Origin of the sequence: Pedobacter sp. KBS0701, from assembly GCF_005938645.2 — a bacterium.
Classification (GTDB): domain Bacteria; phylum Bacteroidota; class Bacteroidia; order Sphingobacteriales; family Sphingobacteriaceae; genus Pedobacter.
In genome coordinates, this window is sequence record NZ_CP042171.1 from 745,991 (window position 1) to 767,960 (window position 21,970).

Annotated in this window: 21 protein-coding genes; 12 read left to right on the forward strand and 9 right to left on the reverse strand. The window is 36.2% G+C overall.

Going from position 1 to position 21,970, the window contains the following annotated elements:
• The first annotated feature begins 73 nt into the window (after positions 1 to 73).
• The 4 genes from FFJ24_RS02910 to FFJ24_RS02925 all read left to right on the forward strand — a co-directional run bounded on the left by FFJ24_RS02910 (position 74) and on the right by FFJ24_RS02925 (position 2,893).
• Entirely contained in the window at positions 74 to 1,420 is a 1,347-nt protein-coding gene (locus tag FFJ24_RS02910) for a DEAD/DEAH box helicase (protein ID WP_138820711.1), read from the forward strand.
• Positions 1,421 to 1,518: 98 nt separating this feature from the next.
• Positions 1,519 to 1,794, forward strand: a complete 276-nt coding sequence (locus FFJ24_RS02915) for a hypothetical protein (RefSeq protein WP_138820712.1) — start codon at positions 1,519 to 1,521, stop codon at positions 1,792 to 1,794.
• A gap of 167 nt (positions 1,795 to 1,961) precedes the next feature.
• Positions 1,962 to 2,297 (forward strand): gliding motility protein GldC, encoded by a 336-nt coding sequence (gene gldC, locus FFJ24_RS02920; protein ID WP_029275370.1) that lies wholly within the window; start codon positions 1,962 to 1,964, stop codon positions 2,295 to 2,297.
• A gap of 194 nt (positions 2,298 to 2,491) precedes the next feature.
• Complete coding sequence (locus tag FFJ24_RS02925) at positions 2,492 to 2,893, forward strand: hypothetical protein (protein ID WP_138822399.1); 402 nt, start codon at positions 2,492 to 2,494, stop codon at positions 2,891 to 2,893.
• Between the two features lie 117 nt (positions 2,894 to 3,010).
• On the opposite strand, the gene FFJ24_RS02930 is transcribed toward FFJ24_RS02925, so the two are convergent.
• The 3 genes from FFJ24_RS02930 to FFJ24_RS02940 all read right to left on the reverse strand — a co-directional run bounded on the left by FFJ24_RS02930 (position 3,011) and on the right by FFJ24_RS02940 (position 5,137).
• Positions 3,011 to 3,970: a hypothetical protein gene (locus FFJ24_RS02930; RefSeq protein WP_138822401.1), complete on the reverse strand. Its 960-nt coding sequence runs from the start codon at positions 3,968 to 3,970 to the stop codon at positions 3,011 to 3,013.
• 70 nt (positions 3,971 to 4,040) lie between these two features.
• Positions 4,041 to 4,574 (reverse strand): hypothetical protein, encoded by a 534-nt coding sequence (locus tag FFJ24_RS02935; RefSeq protein WP_138822403.1) that lies wholly within the window; start codon positions 4,572 to 4,574, stop codon positions 4,041 to 4,043.
• Entirely contained in the window at positions 4,571 to 5,137 is a 567-nt protein-coding gene (locus FFJ24_RS02940) for a hypothetical protein (RefSeq protein ID WP_138822405.1), read from the reverse strand. Before FFJ24_RS02940 ends, FFJ24_RS02935 begins: the two co-directional genes overlap by 4 nt.
• A gap of 378 nt (positions 5,138 to 5,515) precedes the next feature.
• Between FFJ24_RS02940 and FFJ24_RS02945 the strand changes: the two genes are divergently transcribed.
• Both FFJ24_RS02945 and FFJ24_RS02950 read left to right on the forward strand, forming a co-directional pair.
• Positions 5,516 to 7,423, forward strand: a complete 1,908-nt coding sequence (locus tag FFJ24_RS02945; protein ID WP_168202368.1) for a sensor histidine kinase — start codon at positions 5,516 to 5,518, stop codon at positions 7,421 to 7,423.
• A 40-nt stretch (positions 7,424 to 7,463) separates the two neighbouring features.
• Entirely contained in the window at positions 7,464 to 8,204 is a 741-nt protein-coding gene (locus FFJ24_RS02950; RefSeq protein ID WP_138822409.1) for a LytTR family DNA-binding domain-containing protein, read from the forward strand.
• Between the two features lie 66 nt (positions 8,205 to 8,270).
• Here FFJ24_RS02950 and FFJ24_RS02955 read toward each other — a convergent pair whose 3' ends face one another.
• From FFJ24_RS02955 to FFJ24_RS02965, 3 genes are all read right to left on the reverse strand, one after another.
• The gene (locus FFJ24_RS02955) at positions 8,271 to 8,735 is read right to left on the reverse strand and encodes a lipocalin family protein (protein WP_246862726.1); all 465 of its coding nucleotides are present in this window, start codon (positions 8,733 to 8,735) and stop codon (positions 8,271 to 8,273) included.
• A gap of 105 nt (positions 8,736 to 8,840) precedes the next feature.
• The gene (locus FFJ24_RS02960; protein ID WP_138822412.1) at positions 8,841 to 9,230 is read right to left on the reverse strand and encodes a hypothetical protein; all 390 of its coding nucleotides are present in this window, start codon (positions 9,228 to 9,230) and stop codon (positions 8,841 to 8,843) included.
• Positions 9,231 to 9,246: 16 nt separating this feature from the next.
• Positions 9,247 to 9,726, reverse strand: a complete 480-nt coding sequence (locus FFJ24_RS02965; protein ID WP_138822414.1) for a methylated-DNA--[protein]-cysteine S-methyltransferase — start codon at positions 9,724 to 9,726, stop codon at positions 9,247 to 9,249.
• A gap of 375 nt (positions 9,727 to 10,101) precedes the next feature.
• Here FFJ24_RS02965 and FFJ24_RS02970 point away from each other — a divergent pair, with 375 nt between their 5' ends.
• The 4 genes from FFJ24_RS02970 (at position 10,102) to FFJ24_RS02985 (ending at position 13,662) form a co-directional block, all read left to right on the forward strand.
• Complete coding sequence (locus FFJ24_RS02970) at positions 10,102 to 10,767, forward strand: heme exporter protein CcmB (protein ID WP_121282627.1); 666 nt, start codon at positions 10,102 to 10,104, stop codon at positions 10,765 to 10,767.
• 70 nt (positions 10,768 to 10,837) lie between these two features.
• A complete protein-coding gene (ccsA, locus tag FFJ24_RS02975; RefSeq protein ID WP_246862727.1) occupies positions 10,838 to 11,587 on the forward strand; it encodes a cytochrome c biogenesis protein CcsA in 750 nt (249 codons plus the stop codon).
• A gap of 1 nt (position 11,588) precedes the next feature.
• The gene (locus FFJ24_RS02980) at positions 11,589 to 11,807 is read left to right on the forward strand and encodes a CcmD family protein (RefSeq protein WP_138822416.1); all 219 of its coding nucleotides are present in this window, start codon (positions 11,589 to 11,591) and stop codon (positions 11,805 to 11,807) included.
• Between the two features lie 433 nt (positions 11,808 to 12,240).
• On the forward strand, positions 12,241 to 13,662 hold the full coding sequence (locus tag FFJ24_RS02985) for a Glu/Leu/Phe/Val dehydrogenase (protein WP_138822418.1): 1,422 nt from the start codon (positions 12,241 to 12,243) through the stop codon (positions 13,660 to 13,662).
• Between the two features lie 832 nt (positions 13,663 to 14,494).
• Here the strand turns inward: FFJ24_RS02985 and FFJ24_RS02990 are convergent.
• The 3 genes from FFJ24_RS02990 to FFJ24_RS03000 all read right to left on the reverse strand — a co-directional run bounded on the left by FFJ24_RS02990 (position 14,495) and on the right by FFJ24_RS03000 (position 18,807).
• The gene (locus tag FFJ24_RS02990) at positions 14,495 to 15,889 is read right to left on the reverse strand and encodes a hypothetical protein (protein WP_138822420.1); all 1,395 of its coding nucleotides are present in this window, start codon (positions 15,887 to 15,889) and stop codon (positions 14,495 to 14,497) included.
• 143 nt (positions 15,890 to 16,032) lie between these two features.
• Complete coding sequence (locus FFJ24_RS02995) at positions 16,033 to 18,063, reverse strand: hypothetical protein (protein ID WP_138822422.1); 2,031 nt, start codon at positions 18,061 to 18,063, stop codon at positions 16,033 to 16,035.
• 63 nt (positions 18,064 to 18,126) lie between these two features.
• The gene (locus tag FFJ24_RS03000; RefSeq protein ID WP_138822424.1) at positions 18,127 to 18,807 is read right to left on the reverse strand and encodes a hypothetical protein; all 681 of its coding nucleotides are present in this window, start codon (positions 18,805 to 18,807) and stop codon (positions 18,127 to 18,129) included.
• A 254-nt stretch (positions 18,808 to 19,061) separates the two neighbouring features.
• Here FFJ24_RS03000 and FFJ24_RS03005 point away from each other — a divergent pair, with 254 nt between their 5' ends.
• Positions 19,062 to 19,496: a cytochrome c maturation protein CcmE gene (locus tag FFJ24_RS03005; RefSeq protein ID WP_138822426.1), complete on the forward strand. Its 435-nt coding sequence runs from the start codon at positions 19,062 to 19,064 to the stop codon at positions 19,494 to 19,496.
• A gap of 8 nt (positions 19,497 to 19,504) precedes the next feature.
• Entirely contained in the window at positions 19,505 to 21,970 is a 2,466-nt protein-coding gene (locus FFJ24_RS03010) for a heme lyase CcmF/NrfE family subunit (protein WP_138822428.1), read from the forward strand.

Sequence of the window (21,970 nt, forward strand, 5' to 3'; positions counted from 1 at the left end):
GATTCCACATCGGACTGAAAGCTTCTGCCTTATACCTTCAAACCCTCAACCTTAATCACTATCTTTGTGCGCTATGGCAAAATCGTTCGAAGAATTTAAGTTAAACAGGCAAATTTTAAATGCAGTTGCCGATGCAGGTTACACCGTTGCCACGCCGATACAGGAAAAAGCAATTGCACCAGTATTATCCGGGCAGGATATTTTTGGTATTGCCGAAACTGGTACAGGAAAAACCGCAGCGTTTGTTTTGCCGATTTTGATGCAGTTGAAATATGCCCAGGGCGATCATCCAAGGGCACTGATTTTATCTCCAACACGCGAACTAGCTATGCAGATTGCAGAGCAGGTAAAGTTGTTTTCTACTTATACCGATTTACGTTCTTTAGTTATTTTTGGTGGAATCGGTCCGAAAACACAGAAAGAGCAGATTGCAAAAGGCATTGATATCCTGATTGCTACGCCGGGAAGATTCTTAGACTTATATTTAGCTGGTGATATTAATACCCAGAGCCTAAAGTTTCTGGTATTAGATGAAGCCGATAAGATGATGGACATGGGCTTTATCGGCTCTATTCACCGGATTCTGGAGGTCGTTCCACGTAAACGTCAGAATTTGTTGTTTTCAGCAACAATGAGCGACTTAGTTCAGAAAATTGCCGGCGATTTCCTTAATAATCCGCTTGTAATTGAGGCATCTGCGCAAGCAACTCCTGCTGCAAACGTAACGCAGACTTTATATTACGTTCCGAATTTTAAAACGAAAATTAACCTGTTGCAGCATTTGTTGAAAAATGATGAGACTTTTAATCGTCTGATTATTTTCTGTAAAACCAAAACGGTTGCCGATAATATTTTCAGTTTTATTGAACGTAGGTATGGTGCTGAAAATGTTCGTGTAATCCATGCCAATAAAGGACAGAACACCAGGATTAACTCTATAAATAGTTTTAAAGAAGGTAATATCAGGGTGCTGGTGGCTACAGATGTGGCGAGTAGGGGTATTGATGTGAGTGATGTGAGCCATGTGATCAATTTCGATGTGCCTATCATTATTGAAGATTATGTACACCGTATTGGCCGTACAGGCAGGGCTTTTGCCAAAGGTGATGCAATTACCTTTGCTACTGATGCCGAAAAATATTATATCCGCAAGATCGAAAAATTGATTCGCCAATATATCCCTGTGGCCGAAATTCCGGAAGGTGTATTCATTGATGAAACCCCTTACGAGGAACGTCAGCATATTGCAAAAGAAATCGATATGCAGAAACGTAAGGAAGATCCTGATTTTAAAGGGGCTTTTCACGAGAAAAAACATGCTGCGGCAATAGAAAAAAAGGTGAGGGAGAAAGCCAAAGCAAAGGCTGGTAAACAGCTAAAGAGTTTTAAAAAAGGAAAAAAATTCGATAAGAAAAAGTAATGAACCCGACACAATTAAAATAATTATTAATTTTCTAAATAATTATTTCAATTGTCAAAGGCTCCATCTGACAATTGAAAACAAATAAATAAACACAGATGAACCTTAGGATTACACCTTTAAATATTGTAAGCGCAGCAGGACTTGGCCTGGTGGTTATAAATCTTGTTTCGGAGAAAAGTGCAGCACCACGACATGTAAACCTGGATGGTTTTTATCTCCTTATATTGGGCTGTTTAATTGTGGTAACATTTATTACAGATATGATTTTCCGCTTTACCCTAAAGGATATTAAAAGAATTTGGATTGTTGAATTGATTTTTATTGTTATTGCGGCCGTGTTAATGTTAATCTTACAAAAGGTAGTAGCGTAATTAAACCGTAAAAATATCCCAACAATGTTAGTCAGTGTAATCTACTCATCTGTGGAATCAAATTAATTAATCATCTTTGCATCCGTAAAAAAATAAACCGATAATCTTTAATCAGTGAAATCAATTTATAGGTGTTATCCACTAATCGGTGAAATCAAATTAAGAAAATGAAAAAAGCAGAAATAAAAATAACCGTTGAGTTAGATGAAGGCAATAACCCGGATAACATACTTTGGGAAAGCACAGATTCTGGAAACGCTGATAAAGTGCCTGCGAAGGCGATGTTTTTATCAGTTTGGGATCACAATTATAAAAATACCTTAAAGATAGATCTTTGGACAAAAGATATGCCTGTTGATGAGATGAAACGTTTTTTCTACGAGACTCTACAAACCATGGGCGATAGCTTTTTAAAAGCCACAAACGAAACTTTAATTGTTGAAGATTTACGCGATTACTGTGCCCACTTTGCAGATAAGATGGGTATTATTGAAGGGCAGTAGTTTAGTCATTAGTCATTAGTCATTAGTCATTAGTCATTAGTCATTAGTCATTAGTCATTAGTCATTAGTCATTAGTCATTAGTCATTAGTCATTAGTCATTAGTCATTAGTCATTAAAAAATGCCAGGCAAATTAGCTATAAACTATTAAAAACAATTAACCAATTTATACAGTTAACCGATTAACCAAAAAGTATGTTAGTATTAAATAAATTCAGGGCTTGGTTAGGCATTTTGTTATGCATTATTGCAGGTTTTTGTCCAATATTAAAAGTTCCGATTAAAGGCAATTGGAATCTGTACCAATCTGACGCCCGTTTGTTTTTGATCACTTATGCCATTATCGTCATTTCCGTATTGTTTCTGTTCATCAGAAAAGTAGGAGCCTTTAGGTTTATGAGTTTTGTAATGGCTATCTGGTATGTTTTAGCGGTAGTTGCTGTTTATTTTACTGCAAATAATTATACTAAATATGGCTTCGCCAATAAAGTTATCGGTAAAGTTGTTCATTTCCAATGGGGCTGGATTGTACTTTTAGTAGGTGTTATATTTATGCTTTTTAGTGTTAAGAAATCACAATTAGAGGTAAAACCTTAGCTCATTTAATAGAATAGTTTAGAGAATAGCTGGTAGCCGTGATTTTATTGGCCGCCAGCGTTTAGAAGTGATATTTGGAGATGAATAAGTAATAAAATCTTTATAGTAACCGCACGTTTAGAAATTTTTAACGATTACTTTAAAAACTTGCCCCTTTTCTCCATCTTGACCATCTAATCCATTGCCTAATGTTCTCGGCTCTGGGTAGTTACCATCGTCAGCATCAACTCCTCGGCCACACCACCCATTTTTGCCTCCCCCCCTGCCTCCATATCCGGGTTTTCCAGCTTTGCCACCATTTCCGCCTATTCCACCATTTCCTCCCCTTATATAAAATTTTGTAGTGTTAACTAAAACCTCTGTATAGGTCTCAACAGATATGAAGTAAATAGAAGAACCATTGCTGCCATTGCCACCTTGACCACCTTTGCCACCTTGTCCAGAATTTGCACCAGCACCACCATTGCCGGCACCTTCTTTACAATCAAATAAGCTATCCGCACCTTCTTTACCATTTGAACCATTTCCGCCATTCCCTCCACTTCCTCCATTTCCGCCGTCGCCTCCGTTTACTCCGTCAAAATCTAAAACTATTCTAGAATCTTCAATATTTTGTAGGGTATCAATACAAACCATTTCCTTTGTTATAATATATAGATTTGGATTATTTAGGCTATCACCTTGTTCACCTGTAAGACCGCTTTGGCCTACAGAACCTGGTTGGCCTTGTCTGTCGATTTCACCCACACCATTTGCACCATTGATTCCCCCAAGTCCATCTTTCCCCTTTGTCCCTTCAATGGTTTGATCAAGTTCGATCCTAATCGGGAAATTATTGTCTTTTAATTTAAGTTTGTCACAATATATTATCCAAAAGGGCACATTAATGTTTGTGAAAGTCAAAGTAGCGTTAGGTTGAAAAATAATTTCGTTCGCTTTTAAAATCTGTCCATTAAAGATTTCTCCAATATTTACTGGAAAGATGCTGTTTATAATAGCAGTATCGTTAATTAAAGTCATTACCTCTTTTGGCAATGCTTCATTGAGATTATCAAATGTTAATTCTTGTATGTTCATTTGGTCGATTTGTTTTTTCGCCTACTTTGTAATGCGGTGTTCGGCGCGTCCGTTTATTATTGTATTATTTTTAAAATGGCTCGTCGCTTATTAATACGATCCATGTTGGTATTTTAGATGTTGTAGCTATGCCGATGCGCAAATCTGAATACTCATAAATAATTGCCATCCGGCCACGGGTTGCACTTGCAAAATAACTATTCGCAATATCGATTTCGTAATACCTGGCTACGGCATCGGCTTCATTTATTTTATTGGTATTAAAAAAAGCTATTTTACCATAATAGGGTTTTGCATAGCCCGGCTTGGTGATGGTAATGGCATAGTTTTTAATTTTTTGCTTTTTAAATATTTTTAATGCTGTTTTTATATTGGTGGAATTGATTGTAGTTTTTGAAATCTGACCTTTGTTTGGCTCAATATTTAATTCGGCCAGCGTGAAAAATTGATTAGGCTTTACAACCGCATTTTTTTCGGTAAATTGTATGGTAAAATCTCCATCTATTTTACCCCTGTTAATTGGTATTTTTAAGGATGTGCCACAAGAACTTATAATTGTGAGGCCCATCACCGCAGTACACATAGAAAATATTAGTTTTTTCATAATTGTATAATTTTAAAATGTTTGTTTGAAAAATATTTACCCTGATAATATATCTTCGCATTAGTGCTTTTTATTTTTTCTCTGGTATACAATAAAATTCTTCCTCTTTTAGAACAACTGCACCTGGTACCCTCCATTGTGCTACCATCTGCATTACGATTATTAATGTCGCCATCGGTATCTCTATCGTTTTCATCCCCATCTTTATCTCTATTGTTTTTATCCCCGTTTTTATCCCTTTTGCTTCTTTTTCCCTTCGTACTGCGGTCAGCAATTTCTCCACCACTTTTTCTGTTACCAGTATTACCATCATTCAAACGGCTGCTATTGTCTCCATCATCGTCCCTGTCGTTTCCATCGCCGTCTAATAATCGGCAAATGCAGTCGCCACCTATGCTATACACTTTATTTCCTGCTATAAATAAGGTTTTATGCGTGGTATCTGCAATTGTTTTTATTTCGGCATTGTTGTTTGCTAAACCGATATAACTGAATGTTCCATCTTGGCAATACCCAGCAGAGTAACACAACATGGATATTAATAATGTTAATATTTTCTTCATATCGTTTTTCGTTTGATTTATACTTTTGTTGTTATCCATAATCTCTCTTCAGTCATTCTAAACCATGAATTTTTAGTAAGTTTTAATTTACATATCAAATTTAAGTTTCCATTTTTCTTTGGGGTTGGCAATTGAGTGAAGTATCTTCTTTTTGCTATGAGCTGTAGGTAATAGGCTGTGTAGTGAAAAATAAAGCGGAAACCTGAACGAAATTTTGGGCATTTTGAGCTACGCTAAACAAAAAACAACATACTTCGCATTGGTAAACCCGCATCTCACGCATTTTTAAGCTTTTTTGCTCCTTTTCTAATTATCTTTAGTAACACCTTTTTTGGTTTCACTGGAATGGTTATAAAAAGCAAATTTTTTAAATGTTTAATGCTTTTAGACTTTGTCTTGATGGGCAACAGTCTTAATGCGGTTGCGCAAGAGAATATTAAGCCGATAAATATCACTCAGCAAAGCAAAAACGTTAGTCTTTTAAACCAGGCATATTATACGCTATCGAAAAAAAACAATAAAACTTATGCCCAACTCCAGGAACTAGATTGGCACTTTTTGGACAGTAACATAGCAGCACAAAAAGAGTTTCCAGATACGGTTTTACAATGTTGGATCAATTTTAGTATTCGCAGTACTTTTGATAGGGATACCAGCTTACTGTTGAAATTAGACAGTAAAATGCAACAAACTCAATTGTATGAGCGTGTAGGAAATCGATTGGTACTGGTTGGGCAAACGGGTTTTGGTGCTAAAATTTCAAATCTCTCGATAGCTACTGATTATTGGCGGATACATTTGACCTTAAAACAAAAAGAAACACAATATTTTTATGTGCTCATTCAAAAATACCTATACAACATTGTTCCACAATATCCGCAAATAGAAACCTATGATACCGCCTACAGGGAAAAGAACAGAGAACTGGTTTTGTTTCCGTTAAGTTTTAGACATGTTAAATTGTGGGTTGCAGGTTTTTATTTCGCCGTTTTTATTTATTGTTGTTTAAAATATTTTCTTCAGCGGAGAGATAGAGCGTATCTGTATTATGCGTTAGCATCATTATGTATGTTTTTTAGGTATTCGTTACAGGTAGATGCCATTCTTTTAGAAGTGAATTGGCTACCGATAAATAATGATTTTATATTTCTACTCTCTTTTATTCCCCAAACTTTTTTTTATATTCTTTTTTTGGGCGAATTTTTACAGGTTAAAAACAACAGATACCTTAACTTATTTTTAAAATTTTGTTTATGCCAATGGGTTTTAATGATTGTAGTAATGATTGTACATTATTTACGGCCCGAACTTAGCCCGATTACAAAAATATTTTGGATTTATAATTCTTTGCCATTTTTTATCCTTACCGTTTTGCTCAGTTATTATGCCCGGCCAAAACCAAACAAAGGCTATTTGCGGTTTGCATTTACAGGCTTGGCCGCCATATCATTTTCGTTATTATTTGTTTTGGCGCCTAAATGGCTGGATATCTATAACCATTTGCCAAGTTGGTACTACGCTATTAACAATTACGTAGATTTAGTAACACTGGCTTTTGCAATAGATGCCGTTTTGTTTTTAACAGCGTTGGCATACAGAGACCGCCTTGACGAGCTGGAACGAATTGACTTAAAAATTAAAAATGCAGAGAACGAACATAAGATTTTAAGGTTGCAAATGAATCCACACTTTATTTTTAACTGTTTAAATTCAATAAATTTATATATCGAACAGAATAACAGTGTATTAGCATCTGATTATCTGAGTAAATTCTCTCAGTTAATGCGCTTATCCCTTTCGCACTCGAGGAAAGATAAAATCGTATTAGCAGAAGAAATCAAAACTATAAAGTTGTACCTAGAAATGGAAACCATGCGTTTTAAAGGTAAACTGAAATATATTTTTGACATTGATGATCATGTTGACGCCGATTTTATAGAAATACCACCGATGTTGGTGCAGCCCTATATCGAAAATGCCATTTGGCATGGCCTGATGCATAAAAATGTTGGTGGTGAAATCCTGATTAAAATTTCTCAGGATTTTACACAGCAGATTTTACTCGTAATCATTGAGGACGATGGAATAGGGAGGGTAAAAGCATCGGAGCTGAATAGTAAGGCTGCCGAGAAAGAAAAATCGTATGGAACATTGATAACCGGCGAGCGTATTGCTAATTTTAATAGGGAATTTAATACCAATACACAGATCCATATCGAGGATCTTTATGGCGCAAATAACGAAGCCAAAGGGACCAGGGTTTTAATCAGTATCCATTTAATTTAAAAACAACCTAATATATCATCAATCAAAATAAATCTAAAATATGAAAGCGCTCAATATTGTAATTATAGATGATGAAGAAGATAGTATAAGTTTACTGCGTATACAGTTAAAAAAACATTGCGGGCAAGTTGGAGCCATTTATTCGTTTAACAGCCCAATTAAAGCATTACAGGAGATAGAAAGCTTAAATCCGGATTTGGTTTTTTTGGATATTGAGATGCCAGAATTAAATGGCTTTCAGCTTTTGGAGAAATTAATGCCGATCAGCTTCAAAGTGGTCTTTACCACAGCTTATAATGAGTTTGCCATCAAGGCCTTTAGGTTTAGCGCCTTAGATTATCTGGTTAAGCCTGTTGATATAAAAGATCTGGTTGAAGCCGTTAACAGGGCTGTAATTAAAAATAATTTTTCTGATAAACAACTCAATCATTTTCATCGGCAAATGAATATGGAACGCGTAAATAAAATTGCCGTAAGTTCGCTTTCAGGTATTGTTTTTATTAACCTCGACGATATTCTGTATGTTGAAGCCAGTAGCAATTACTCTATTCTGGTCTTACTGAATGGCGAGAAGGTGATTATTTCAAAAACGCTAAAAGATGTTCAGGAAATATTGGAGGACAGAAATTTCTTCAGGATACACCGGCAGTATATCATCAATTTAAACAAAGTGAAATTTTTTAACAAGAATGATTGTTTGCTGACATTGGAAAATAACAAACAGTTACAGGTAGCAAGGATACAGAAAGATAAACTGATAGAGAAATTTGGAGCCGTATAGGATTTGTTAATTTTAATCAAGTTAATTGTTTAAATCAGTTAACTGCAAACTGCCAATTGCGAACTGTTAACTGCCACTTGAATGCTGCTGCGAGGTTAATTTAGCTACCTCATATCCCTTTGCCTTACATCTGGCTACAATTTCATCATGGGTTTTCTTAGGCATTGTCTGATAACGGCTCATGATGAACAAAAATTTATGATCGGGATGCCCCACCACTACATAAGAATAATCGTCTGCAAGTTCGATAATCCAGTAATCTACTTTTATCGGCCAGATAAATTGTGCTTGTAACTCCCCTTTATCGCCATCTTCTGATGGAAACATTTTAGAACTTCTGGAATAAACTTTATCACCGCCTGGTTTTTTATAGGTGGTGAGAACATTGTAATAGCCATCCTTATTTAAGGTATATTTAGTAGTGGTTTCTCGACTGCCCTTGTCAAAAATCGTCGGAATAGAATATAAAGAATACCACGTTCCCGAATATTTTTTTAGGTCTAGCTTAGTCACCGGAACATTTTTTTCCATCGGCAAATAGGTAAAGAGAACAAGAAGGAGGGAGCAGACCGTTTTCATCATATCATCAGTTTTGATATGATTTACGCAATTGACCTGATCCTGGTTTTGAAGATCTTAATCCGCCATAAAATAATCGTTGGTATTATCCTCTAATGGAATATAGATTCTTTCCCATTCATTGCCACCCACTATTTCCCAGGTGTGCCCTTCGCCAGCTGTATCGTTGGCAATCAGTACAATTCCTGGTTCGATGATAAAAGTATCACCATTGCTTACTGTAAAACGGAGTTTACCTTTCAGTGTAATCACATATTGCCTCCTAGGCGCAGGGTGGGGAATTTTTTCTAAAGTTGATACATCAGTTTGGGCAAAAAAATAATTGGCATTAATATGCTGACGAATAGGGATTTTTCCAATTTCGAATGCACATTTGTTTTCTTCAATATTAATTAAACGAATTGCTTTTAGATAATTATTTGGTGTTCCGGCTTTATCTGTATTCATCTGTGGAAAATATGGTTTAAAATTTTAATTCAGTTTGTCCTTTTTGGGCAACCTCACGTTCATGTTGTAGCAGCCACTGTTTACGCCACAGTCCTCCTGCATAGCCAACCAGTTTGCCGTTGCTGCCAATTACCCTGTGACATGGTACTACAATGGCAATATTGTTTTTGCCATTTGCAGAAGCGATTGCACGGATAGCTAATGGTTTATGCGCCGAAAATTTAGCGTAAGAAGTAGTTTCGCCAAAAGGTATGGTCAACAAATTCTGCCATACTTCCTGTTGAAAACCGGTTCCTTTCTGTTTCATCGGGAAATCGAAATCCTGAAGATTTCCATTAAAATATTCTTTTAATTGATTGGCAACTTTTATGGTGAGTTCGTTTGCTGTCAGATCAGCAATATCCTTTTCTTCAAAAGTAACGGCATGCACAAAATCCTCATCAGCCAGGATGCTTAATCTGCCAATAGGCGTTTCTATAACTGATGCGTAGTTCATATTTCTATTTTACCACAGATTTACACAGATGAACACAGATTTTTGTGCGTATTGGGTTTTCTTAGTGTTTTTTGTGCCTCCATGCCCAATTAAATTTTAAATGCCTTTAACCTCGTTTATGCTACTTCGAAAGAATAGCATCTTTCTCTATCATTATCCGTGGTTAATGGTCTTTCTCTGTGTCTCGGTGGCCAACTAATTTAAAATGCCTGTAATCCCGGTTATACTGCTATAAAATACCATCCGTGTTTATCCTTTTTATCTGTGGTTAAATCTTTCTCTGCGTCCCTGTGACTAAATTATTTGCCAAACAAAATTACAACAATACAACAATTTAAGCATGCAATATTTATCAATAAAAGTATCTTTGCGGTTATGCAATTGGCCAAAGAGGTTAAATATTTAATTCACAAGGAAGTATTGTTAGAGTGGCGCTCCAAATATACCATTAACGGTGTGTTGCTTTATGTGGTTTCTACTATTTTTACCTGTTATCTGTCATTTGTAAGCCTTGGCGATAAATTAACCTGGAACGCACTTTTCTGGATAATTATGCTTTTTGCCTCCATCAATGGTGTTTCAAAGAGTTTTTTACAGGAAACAAAGGGGCAACAACTTTACAGTTACATTCTGGCAAGCCCGGCTGCGGTTTTGATTTCTAAAACAGTTTATAATACCCTTTTGATGCTGGTGCTTACCACCATCGCATTGGGCTTTTATACTTTGGTTTTTGATTCCTTTACACCGCCCGATATGCTATTGTATTACGTTGCCGTGGTATTGGGCAGCATGAGTTTCTCTACCGTGTTTACCATGGTTTCGGCCATTGCGAGTAAGGCTGGTAATGGTGGTATGTTAATGGCGATATTAAGTTTTCCGATCATTATTCCGGTATTGATCCTTTTGATCAAACTGGCTAAAAATGCGGTTGATGGCCTGCCATGGGAGAATAGTTATGATGAAATTGCGATGTTGCTGGTGGTGAATGTGCTGATGGTGGCAACCTCTTTATTGTTATTTCCTTACCTTTGGAGAGACTAAATATGGAAGATGGAAAACGGATGATGGAATCTACATTCAATACTCAATCATTCAATAATTAAATATAAATATGCATAAAACCTGGTGGAAAATTTTAGGTTCAGTTCTGGTAATTTATACTGCAATTGCAGGATTATTACTTCACGTACCTCGTTTACCTATTTTAAATGAAACAATAAGAAATCTGTATTTCCACGTACCCATGTGGTTTTCGATGATTGTACTTTTTTCGATCTCAGTTTTTTATAGTGTAAAATCGTTGAGTAGTAAAAGTGAAATCGACGATATGAAGGCTGTGGAGAGTGTAAATGCTGGAATTATTTTTGGCCTTTTAGGTTTGGTTACTGGTGCAATTTGGGCTAAATACTGCTGGGGAGAATTTTGGAGTTTTGATCCCAAACAAAATTTTGCCGCTATTTCTGTTTTATTATACTTTGCGTATCTCATTCTCCGCAATGCGATAGACGAAGAACAGAAAAGAGCTAAGATTTCGGCCATTTACAATATTTTTGCCTTTCCAATGATGGTGGTGTTGCTTTTTGTATTGCCCCGTTTAAAAGATTCATTACACCCGGGCAACGGCGGCAATCCTGGTTTTAACAGTTACGATTTAGACAGCCGCATGCGCATGGTATTTTATCCGGCATGTTTAGGCTGGATATTAATCGGCTACTGGGTATATACCATCCGTTTCAGAATTCGCAATATTGAAACCATTATGAACACACCTACTCATGACGAAGTAAAAGGTGTTCATAATAGCTTTGTTACCATTGAAAATCAATCAACAACAAACGAAAACAAACAACAACATAACTAAAATGAAGAAGATATTTTTCTCCCTGATATTAATGATGGCCACCATGCAGTTATTTGCACAAGATAATGGCGTAGAAATGGCTGATGGCCTTCGCAGCAATGGAAAGATATATGTTGTGGTGATATGTATCGTAATTATCCTGGTAGGACTGCTTGCCTATCTTTTCTCTATTGATAAGAGATTGAAGAAAATTGAAAAAGAAAACCACATCAATAAATAAAACGCGTCGTAATTACGATAGTCCGGATTAATTTTAAAAGGAGATCAAAACGATATTGATCTCCTTTTTTATGTCTTATTTCTGATGCAAAATTTATGATATTCGCAATTATTGTCGTGTTTTTGGTTGTCGATTAATTAGTATCGTAATAAAATAGCCTTGTGGATATTTTTTTTATAATTTTTTTTCGTCAGAATAAACAATCATAAAACCTATGAAAATAGTCGTTTTAACCAGGTTGAGGAGTCAACATATCCCTGTTTAAACCGGTTTAAATATTGTTTTTGAACAGTTTTGCATAAACGGTATAAAACCTGTTTCAAAGCCTGAATAGGGTGGTGTTAGCTATACACTAAGTATTTTTGCATTTGGATATGTGCAGTTTTTTTAGGCAATTTTGCACCGAAAACTTATTCAATATAAAAAATAAATAATGGCTAATCTAGCAGACGAGAACAAGTTCTTTGCAGATGTTTGTAAAAACTTTGACAGTGCGGCTCAATTCACCAATCATCCGGAAGGTTTATTGAACCAGATTAAAACATGTAATAGTGTATATCGTTTCCAGTTCCCAATTCGCCGTGGAAACGGTTTTGAAGTAATTGATGCCTGGCGCGTAGAACACTCTCACCACATGAGCCCTACTAAAGGAGGGATTCGTTACAGTGAAATGGTAAACGAAGATGAGGTTATGGCACTTGCTGCCTTAATGACTTACAAATGTGCCATTGTTAACGTTCCATTTGGTGGTGCAAAAGGTGGTATTAAAATTAACACTAAACAATACAGTGTTGCCGAATTGGAAACCATCACCCGCCGCTATACTACAGAATTAATTAAGAAAAACTTTATTGGCCCTGGTATTGATGTTCCTGCTCCAGATTATGGATCTGGCGAACGCGAAATGAGCTGGATTGCCGATACTTATATGACTATGAACCCTGGTCAGTTAGACGCTTTAGGCTGTGTAACTGGTAAACCAATTGCCTTACATGGTATTCGTGGTCGTAAAGAAGCTACCGGCCGTGGTGTGGCTTATGCCGTTCGCGAATGTGTGGAAGTTGCAGAAGATATGGCAAAAATTGGTTTTAAGGCTGGTTTAGGCGATAAAAGAGTAATTGTACAAGGTTTAGGTAACGTGGGCTACCACTCGGCTAAATTCTTAGCAGAATTTGGTGCTACAATTGTTGGTCTTTGTGAGTTTGAAGGTGCCATTTATAACCCTAATGGATTAAACGTTGATGAGGTTTTTGCACACCGTAAAAATACAGGTTCAATTTTAGGTTTCCCTGGTGCTACCAGCTTTAAAAATTCGATGGAAGGTTTAGAGCAAGATTGCGATATCATTGTTCCGGCAGCTTTAGAAAACCAGTTTACCGAACTTAACATCCGTAATATTAAAGCAAAAATTATTGCTGAAGGTGCAAACGGACCAACTACGCCAGAAGCTGAAGCCATTTTTACCGAAATGGGTGGTATTATCATTCCTGATATGTATTGTAATGCAGGTGGTGTTACGGTTTCTTATTTCGAGTGGTTGAAAAATCTATCGCACGTGGCCTTTGGCCGTATGGAAAACCGTTATGCCGCTAACTCAAATGCCAATCTGATCAATACTTTAGAGAACTTAACTGGTAAAACAATTCTTCCGGAGCACCGTTTAATGATTGTTAAAGGCGCATCTGAAATGGAATTGGTAAACTCTGGTTTAGAAGATACCATGATTCATTCTTACCACGAAATTCGTGAAACCAGAATGAACAAACCAGGTACGCAAACCTTAAGAACTGCTGCTTTTGTAAATTCAATCGATAAAATTGCGGTTTCTTATATGAACTTAGGCGTTTGGCCGTAACCGAATAATCGTCATTGCTTCATTCCGGCTTTTCATCGGGATGAAGTAATTAAAATCTTTGTTTGGTGGCTCACCAAACAAAAGGAAATAAAGCCTTGCAGAATTTAAAATTGCAGGGCTTTTTTATGGAATAATCGTTTCGAGCGGAGGGCAATGGAGTCGAGATAATCTATCCAGATAGATTTCCCTCTTTAATAACTGTAAGACCTTTTTATTTACCCCCCCCCTTGCAGATTTGCAGAAATTTTAATCTGTGTAAATCATCTTAAATCAGCGGAGTAAATATAACAGCGCATATTTCAGTTGTTTTTTTGGAAATGAATGTCCTGTATTGCATAGGGGTGGGTTGGCCCTGCTGTACCTCCTGCCAATTGAAGGAATTGGCATCCGTCCCATCAGGTTTAGGTACAAAGGTCTGTTTCTAATTTCCCTGTTGTATAGGTTGTCCACAGAACGGTTTTTTTAAACTACCTTGCCTCTACAAAATCCATGTTTGGTGGCTTACCAAACCAAATGGAATATAGCTTTGCAGATTTAATAACTGCAAGGCCTTTTTATTCACCCCCTGCAAATTTGCAGAAATTTTAATCTGCGTAAATCATCTTAAATCATCGGGAAAAAAATATAACAGCGCATATTTCAGTTGTTTTTTTGGAAATGAATGGCCTGTATTACATAGGGGTGGGTTGGCCCTGCTGTACCTCCTGCCAATTGAAGGAATTGGCATCCATCCCATCAGGTTTAGGTACAAAGGTCTGTTTCTAATTTCCCTGTTGTATAGGGTGTCCGCAGAACGGGATTTCTTAAATCACCATGCCTCTACTGTAAATAATTATTTGCTTGCCGGAATATCAACAGATAGATTAAAATCCAGGGAGCTGTTGAAGCCATTTTTAAACGTATTTAAAAGTTGGATGAGGGCATTAGCATCCCCGTTTAAAAATAAAAGTTCCGATTCAAGTTTAATTTTGTCCTTTCCTATGCTTTTTGCCTTAATTTCTAATTGATTAAAAGTACCCAGTTTATCTGCAATTAAGGGTATTGATGTTTGTTTAATCAACTTTTTAAAATCTACTTTAAAATAAAAGAAATCATCTGATGATGCCCTTTTTAAATCAGGTTTAGCACCTTGAACTGTACTTAATAAAACATTACCGTTATTGCCTTTAAAGTAAACCTGGTACAATGGAATCATCAAACTGCTAATCTTTCCGGTAGATTGATCCAATGCACCTAGCGATTGGAGATAATCACTCACTGCTTTATCGTCGGCACTTAGATTTATAGCAATCGAAGGAATCTTTCGATCCTGAAGTATTTTTTTCTCTACCTGCTCAAAGTCATCATTGTATTCATAACCCACAATGGTATCTACCTGCGTAATCGTTTTTGTCCATTCAAAATCCGCATAATCTTTGTAAAACCTGAAAAAACTATCTTTTGAAAATAGAGAAGGACTTACCGTATGATTTTTTTTAATTAAATCCGATTTAATTTTTCCGTTTAACCACATACTCATTGTACTTTCGGGATTTAGAATCCGATGCTTGGGTTCGGCAGCAGGTTCTATCCATCTATTCACCAATTCACTGCTAAAATCAATTTTTCCATCCGTAAAATTAATCTTACTCAAATTTTCTGCATTTTGAAAAGATAGGTGATCGGAAAGGTTGGCTATATGTTCAAACTTGCTATCGTTAATTTTAATCATGTTTTTCTGATCCTGTATTTCTTCCAGTATGTTTTTTACCAGCTCCTTTTTCGTAGTAAATGCTAAGCTTACAGTAGTTTTGTTAAACAGCAGGGAAAATGTTGAGTCTGCGGACTGGAAAAAATGAGCTTCCTTTTTTATTAATGCAAGCTTTTTCAGCATAAAACGGTTAAATGCCAAACTATCGGCTATTTCTAAACGCGTGAAAAAAGTATTTTCAGCTTTTCCTTTTAAAGTGTATATGTAAATGTTTGCGGGTATTGTTAAACCTGTATTTAAATCAGCTATCTTTTCTTTTATGCCTTTTTTGTCTCCTCCGGAATATTGACCGGGATGTTTAATATAACTAACCGCAATGGTTTTGTATAGTTCATCTACATTTATTTTAAACAAAGTCTCGGTAGTAAGAGGAATTAATATTTTGTTGGCCTGGATTTGCCTGTATTTAAAAAAGCCAAAATAAAAAACAAGCAGCAATATGACTATCGCTGCTGTTATTTTTAAAAATTTCTTCATAGAGAATGGTTCATTGGTTCATTTGTCATTCGTTCATTGGTTATTGCAAACTGCCAGCTTGAAACTGAAAGCTAATTGTTAGTATTGGTTAAACTGTTTAAACCGGTTAACTGTAAACTACCAACTGATAATTGCCAACTAAACTACTTAGCTGCATTCTCAATAAGCGAGAACAAATATTTTAAAGCATTTTCATGCCCATTCGGAATTTCGGCGCTAATGTCTGCTGAAACCAATCTGCCCTTAATCGGATTCGATTTCATATATACATTGCCCATTTTTTCTAAAGTACTGTTAAATTTCTTAGCGGTTTCTTCACCGCCAATCTCCGAATCAGGCACTTTGCCTACCAGGTTTTTAGCATTAAACAAAAAGCTGAAATTATTTTTGCTCAACAGGTCTTTGTGCAGTTTGCTGATTTTGTTATTGTATTGATTATTACTGATGCTTTGCATCTCGCTTAACGAATTGCCAAAAAATACAATTCTGTCTTTAATCATAAAGTAAATATCGATAGGGCTTTTCTTCTCCTGGATTTTATAAATATTGTTCTCAACTGTTACCATGTTTTTATGGATACCATATTTGATCAATTTTTCGATCAATCTGGTGTCTTCAGATGAAAACATGAAAAGAAAATCAGGTAAGGTTTCATTTTTGGTTTTTGTTACCTCTTTTTGTTTGTAATCATCGTCATACTCATAAGTGGTATAAGTAACTTCTTTGGTTTTTAATCCATTGATTACGAATAGTGCATCACCTTTAATTACCTTGCTTACCGCTTCTTCATCCAATAAAAGAGAAAACAGATCAGTTCCCAATTCAACCTCTTCGTCCATTTTACCGCCTAAAAAAGAACCGTAAGTTTGTTTCATTAACTTCGGAAATTCTTCTAAATAAGCTTTAGTATCAATAGAATAGCTCATAAAACCAAGTGCTTTCTCGCTGTTTACATAATTCAGGAACTTTTTGTTCAATTTCCTGTTCATGATTTTTTTATAAGCGTCAGCCTGTTCCTGGGCCATTTCTAAACCGGTAGAAATACGGAAACTTTTGTTATCCATAAAAAGTTTAGCATTTAAACTGCCATAACCTTTCATTAAGCCTGCTTTACCATAAGTGCCAAATTCAGGCGCAATTGAATTGTAGACATCCTGTAAGCTCGATACCCAAAGCTCTGCAATGGCTTTGTTATCCAAACTTGTGGTATAAGATTTATTCGTCTCAATAGATTCATAAGTGCCATTAAAAATCTGATCAGCCTGAACGGTCATCCAGGTAAAAGCCAGTCTTTTTTTCTTGGCATCTTGTTCTGCACGTTCCTGCTGATAGGTGTCGTATTGTTCATCAACAATGCCATGAACTGGAGTCATGCCGCTTGCCGTGTCAATTGCGAGTTCTTCTGACTGATCAAAATCTGTATTGATTTTAGTGATTTTTTTAGATTTTTTGGTGTTTTTCTTTTTGCCGGTTTTTTTCGCAGCAACAGTTTTTTTAGTATTCTTTTTTACCGTCGGTTTTTTCTGAACTTTTGCTTTTTCAATAACCGGGGCTTCAACTACCTCTACCATAGGTTCGGCCGTAGTTGTGTAGGTAGAATCTGTAACTACAACACTACTATCTGCAATGGCTACATCATCATAATTATTCTGAAACCTGATATCTTTTATCCCATAACGGGCAGATTTAACCGAATCTGCAAAAAATGAACCCTTGATGCTTCCTGTTACAAAATAAAGCATGTTGTTGTTCCATTTGATGATGCTCGTGCTATCTGGTAAAACCATCGTACGGATATCGCCCTGTTGGGTAAATTTTTTCTCTTTGTTTTCAATTAAACTTTCAAATCTCTTAGCATCCTTTATAGGGATTAAAAAACAGTTGTAGGTAATGCTATCGCTTAACTGGTTAAAGTAATACATGTTTTTCTCCAGGTTGATGCCGAAATCTTCGATACTTGTGAATTTTTTATCCAGAGATTTAGAGGTTTCCGTCAATAATTTCTTGCCTACAAAAGATTCGTTAAAATCTTTTACAAACATGAGTTTAAAAACATTATCGCCTTTAATGGTGGCTACTGTGAAAGCATTTGAAGGGATTTTTTTGACCAGATCTTGCGCCTGAGCCAAATTGAATGATAAAAAGAGGGAGATGGCAACTAGAATTTTTTTCATTTAGATAGATTTTTTAGAGATAAGCCTCGTGTCTTGTCCATGCGACAAAAGACAAGGGTGATTTTATTTAGATAGTTGGATAGTATTAGATACGTTAATTTTTCCGTTAATTAAATCCATGATATTGCTTTTTAGCATTACTGCTTTTTTTGATTTCGATACATTTGATGCCGGGTTGGTGCTACTTGTTACAGGAGATTCGAAACGATAAATACTTGTATAGGTTGCGCCATTAAAAACTGCCTTATCTTTTGCTTTTAATTTATTGAATTCCGTTTTAGCGGTACCGATTGCCTGATATTTTCGGCTAAAGGTTTTAGTAGCTTTGTTAAAGGTATAGGATGAGGTATTGGTCGCCTTAATTTTTTGCTGAGCAAGAATGTTTTTGGTGATGCTATTGATATTCGAAACATCTTTAAAAGAGAAGCTGATGGTTGCGATGTAATTGTTAAAATCACTCGTGCTTTTTACATTCGATATTCCTTCCGACTTTCTCAAATAAGCTACTGCTTCATTTAATTCCTGCTGAATTTTCTGTTTACTGGGAACTTTATAACCTTGTACGCTATCCAACAGCATTACAGAAGCTACCTTTGTTTTACTCTGACTCAGGTTTATGGTGAGCACAACATCACCAGTACCATCGTTTTTCATCGAAATTTCTTCAATTACCTCAAAGCAGGAGCTTAAAATGGGTATCAATACGATAAATAACAAAAACTTATAAAACTGTTTCAAATTCATATTAATCCGGTTTATATTTTACTGTGGAATGCAAAAAGGAATGACTATCTGAGTGTCCAAACTTAATAAATTCAGTCCAAACTTTTAAACGTTTTAAGATATTCATTAAGATCAGTTATAAATATGGGCTGCTGAAAAAATATTTCGTTTGAAAAATCAGATGATTGTCAATATAAAGACAAGAAAAATGTAAAAGAATGCTGGCTAAGCCTATTTTTCTATCTTTGTTGCCAGCTTTTACAACAAGTATAACCATGAAGAAAAGTGCAATCATTGGACTGATTACCATCGCAATTTCCGTAGGAATTTTATTTAGCTTAAACGCAAATACTGACACCTACTCTAATTTCAAACAGGCAGCTCTTTCTGAGAAAGAAGAACATGTTATGGGCTATTGGGTAAAATCAATGGGCACTTACTACGACGCCGTAAAAGATGCGAACCATTTTTCATTCCACATGAAAGATGAAAAGGGAGAAGTGAGAGAGGTAATTTATGCTGGTACCAAACCGCAGGATTTCGAAAAATCAGAAAAATTAGTGCTTATTGGTAAAATGGATAAGGACAAATTCTACGCATCAAAAATTTTAATGAAATGTCCTTCTAAGTATAACGATAATATGGTAGAGGTCAATAAGGACGGCAAAGTCGAAGAAGTAAGTAAAGACGGCGGGAAAAAATATAACTAATTTATTTAATGGATATTCAATTTGTAGGCGAGCACCTGTTACCAGGTAAAATCGGACAGTTTTTTATTGTTCTGGCATTTAGTGCATCATTACTATCAACTATATCGTATTTTTTTGCCAGTCGCGATAAAAATTTAGAAGAAAAATCCTGGAGAAACTTAGGCCGGATTGGATATCTGGTTAATTTTGCCAGCATTATAAGCATTGGAGCAATTTTGTTCTACCTGGTTCTTGGTCACTATTTTGAATACTATTACGTTCAATCTCACTCTTCAAAACAACTTCCTGTATACTATATTATATCTTCTTTCTGGGAAGGACAGGAAGGTAGTTTTTGGCTTTGGGCTTTCTGGCAATCATTTCTGGGCACATTGTTGATTTGGAAAGCAAAATCATGGGAAAGCCCTGTAATGACAGTAATAGCCTTTTCTCAGGTATTTTTAACCTCAATGCTTTTAGGCGTTGAGATTTTTGGAGAGCGCATCGGAAGTTCACCTTTTATACTTTTAAGAGATGCGATGGATTTAAAAGCACAGGCACCTGTTGTTTTTGCAAATCCGGAAAATTACAAAAATTACCTTAAGTTCATAACCGATGGAAAAGGATTAAATCCATTGTTACAAAACTATTGGATGGTGATCCACCCACCAACTTTATTTTTAGGTTTCGCTAGTATGGTGGTTCCTTTTGCTTATGGTATTGCGGCTTTATGGCAAAAAAGATATAAAGAATGGATTAAACCAGCTATGCCATGGACGCTTTTTGCGGTAATGGTTCTGGGTACCGGTATTATTATGGGTTCTTTCTGGGCTTACGAAGCATTAAACTTTGGGGGTTTCTGGGCATGGGATCCGGTTGAAAACGCTTCTTTAATTCCATGGTTAACCCTAATCGGGGCGGTACACGTCATGATTGCCTATAAAAACACAGGTCATGCTTATTTTACCGCAATCGCTTTAGTATTCTTAAGTTTCTTATTGGTGCTTTATGCATCATTCTTAACCCGTAGTGGCATTTTGGGCGATACATCTGTACACTCATTCACCGATATGGGCATGTTTGGACACTTGATTTTATACAATGTGGTGTTTGCTGTTTTAGCAATTGTACTGATTGTAATAAGATGGAAAGAATTGCCAATCACCACCAAAGATGAAGAAACCTATTCGCGCGAATTCTGGATGTTTATTGGCGCTTTAGTGGTAACCATTGCTTGTATCCAGGTCATATTTTCCACATCGGTTCCTGTATTTAACAAAGCCTTTGGAACAAACTTTACGCCTCCAATTGATGCGGTAAAATATTACAATCAATGGCAGGCGCCTTTTGCGGTACTGATTACCTTGATTTCTGGTTTCTCCCAATATTTAAAATATAAAAGGACTGATCCACGTAAATTTTATAGCAGTCTGGTATCGGCAATTATTTTTTCGACAGTATTAACAGCTGGTTTGGTATATGTTGCGGAGATTTATACCAATACCATGTACATACTGATTACTTTCAGTTGCTTGTTTGCGGTACTTTCTAACGCTGCGGTATTATATCAGGCTTTCGGTGGCAAGGCTAAGTTGGCCGGATCAGCAATTGCACACATTGGTTTTGCGCTACTTGTTTTAGGCGCATTAATATCGGCGGCTACGAATAAGCCACTTTCCATTAATGCCAATAAATTTATTCCTGTTAAAGATTTTGAAAAAACAGAGAAACCTGGCGAAAACATTATGTTGTACAAAAACGAGCCTAAACAAATGGGCAAGTACACCGTAACTTATGTAAGTGACACTACTCAGGCCCCGAATACTTTTTACACACTTAACTTTAAAGTTGTAGATAAAGACGGGAAGGTTAAAGAAGATTTTAATTTACATCCTCATACTCAGGATAATGAGAAAATGGGTTTAATCGCTTCCCCTGATACCAAACATTACCTTACGTATGATGTATATACGCATATTACCAGTGCAGCAATTAAGCAATCCTTGCACGATGATCACGAAGGACATTCTGATGATGAAAATTATAAGGCACCACGTATTGTTAAGGTTTCGGTAGGCGATACCATTCATACCTCAAGTGGTGTGGTTACGGTGAAAGATTTAGATAGAAAACCCACTGCCAAAGATTTAGCACTTGCGCAAGGCGATTATGCTGTGGGTTTGCCACTAGAGGTAAATGCTGCCGGAAAAGTTTATAACACAGAGCCGATTTTCTTAATCAAAGGAAATAATACTTTCGATTTTGCACGTAAAATAGATGAATTGGATTTGAAATTCCGTTTCTCCAGAGTATTGCCGGATGAGAAAAAAGTAGAACTTCAAATTTTTGAGAAACCACAACAGGCTAAAGATTGGGTTGTTTTCAAAGCGATAGAATTTCCTTTCATCAATTTATATTGGGCTGGTACCATTGTAATGGTTATTGGTTTTTTACTTTCAATTTTCAGAAGGAGAAAAGAGGCCAAAACCGCATAA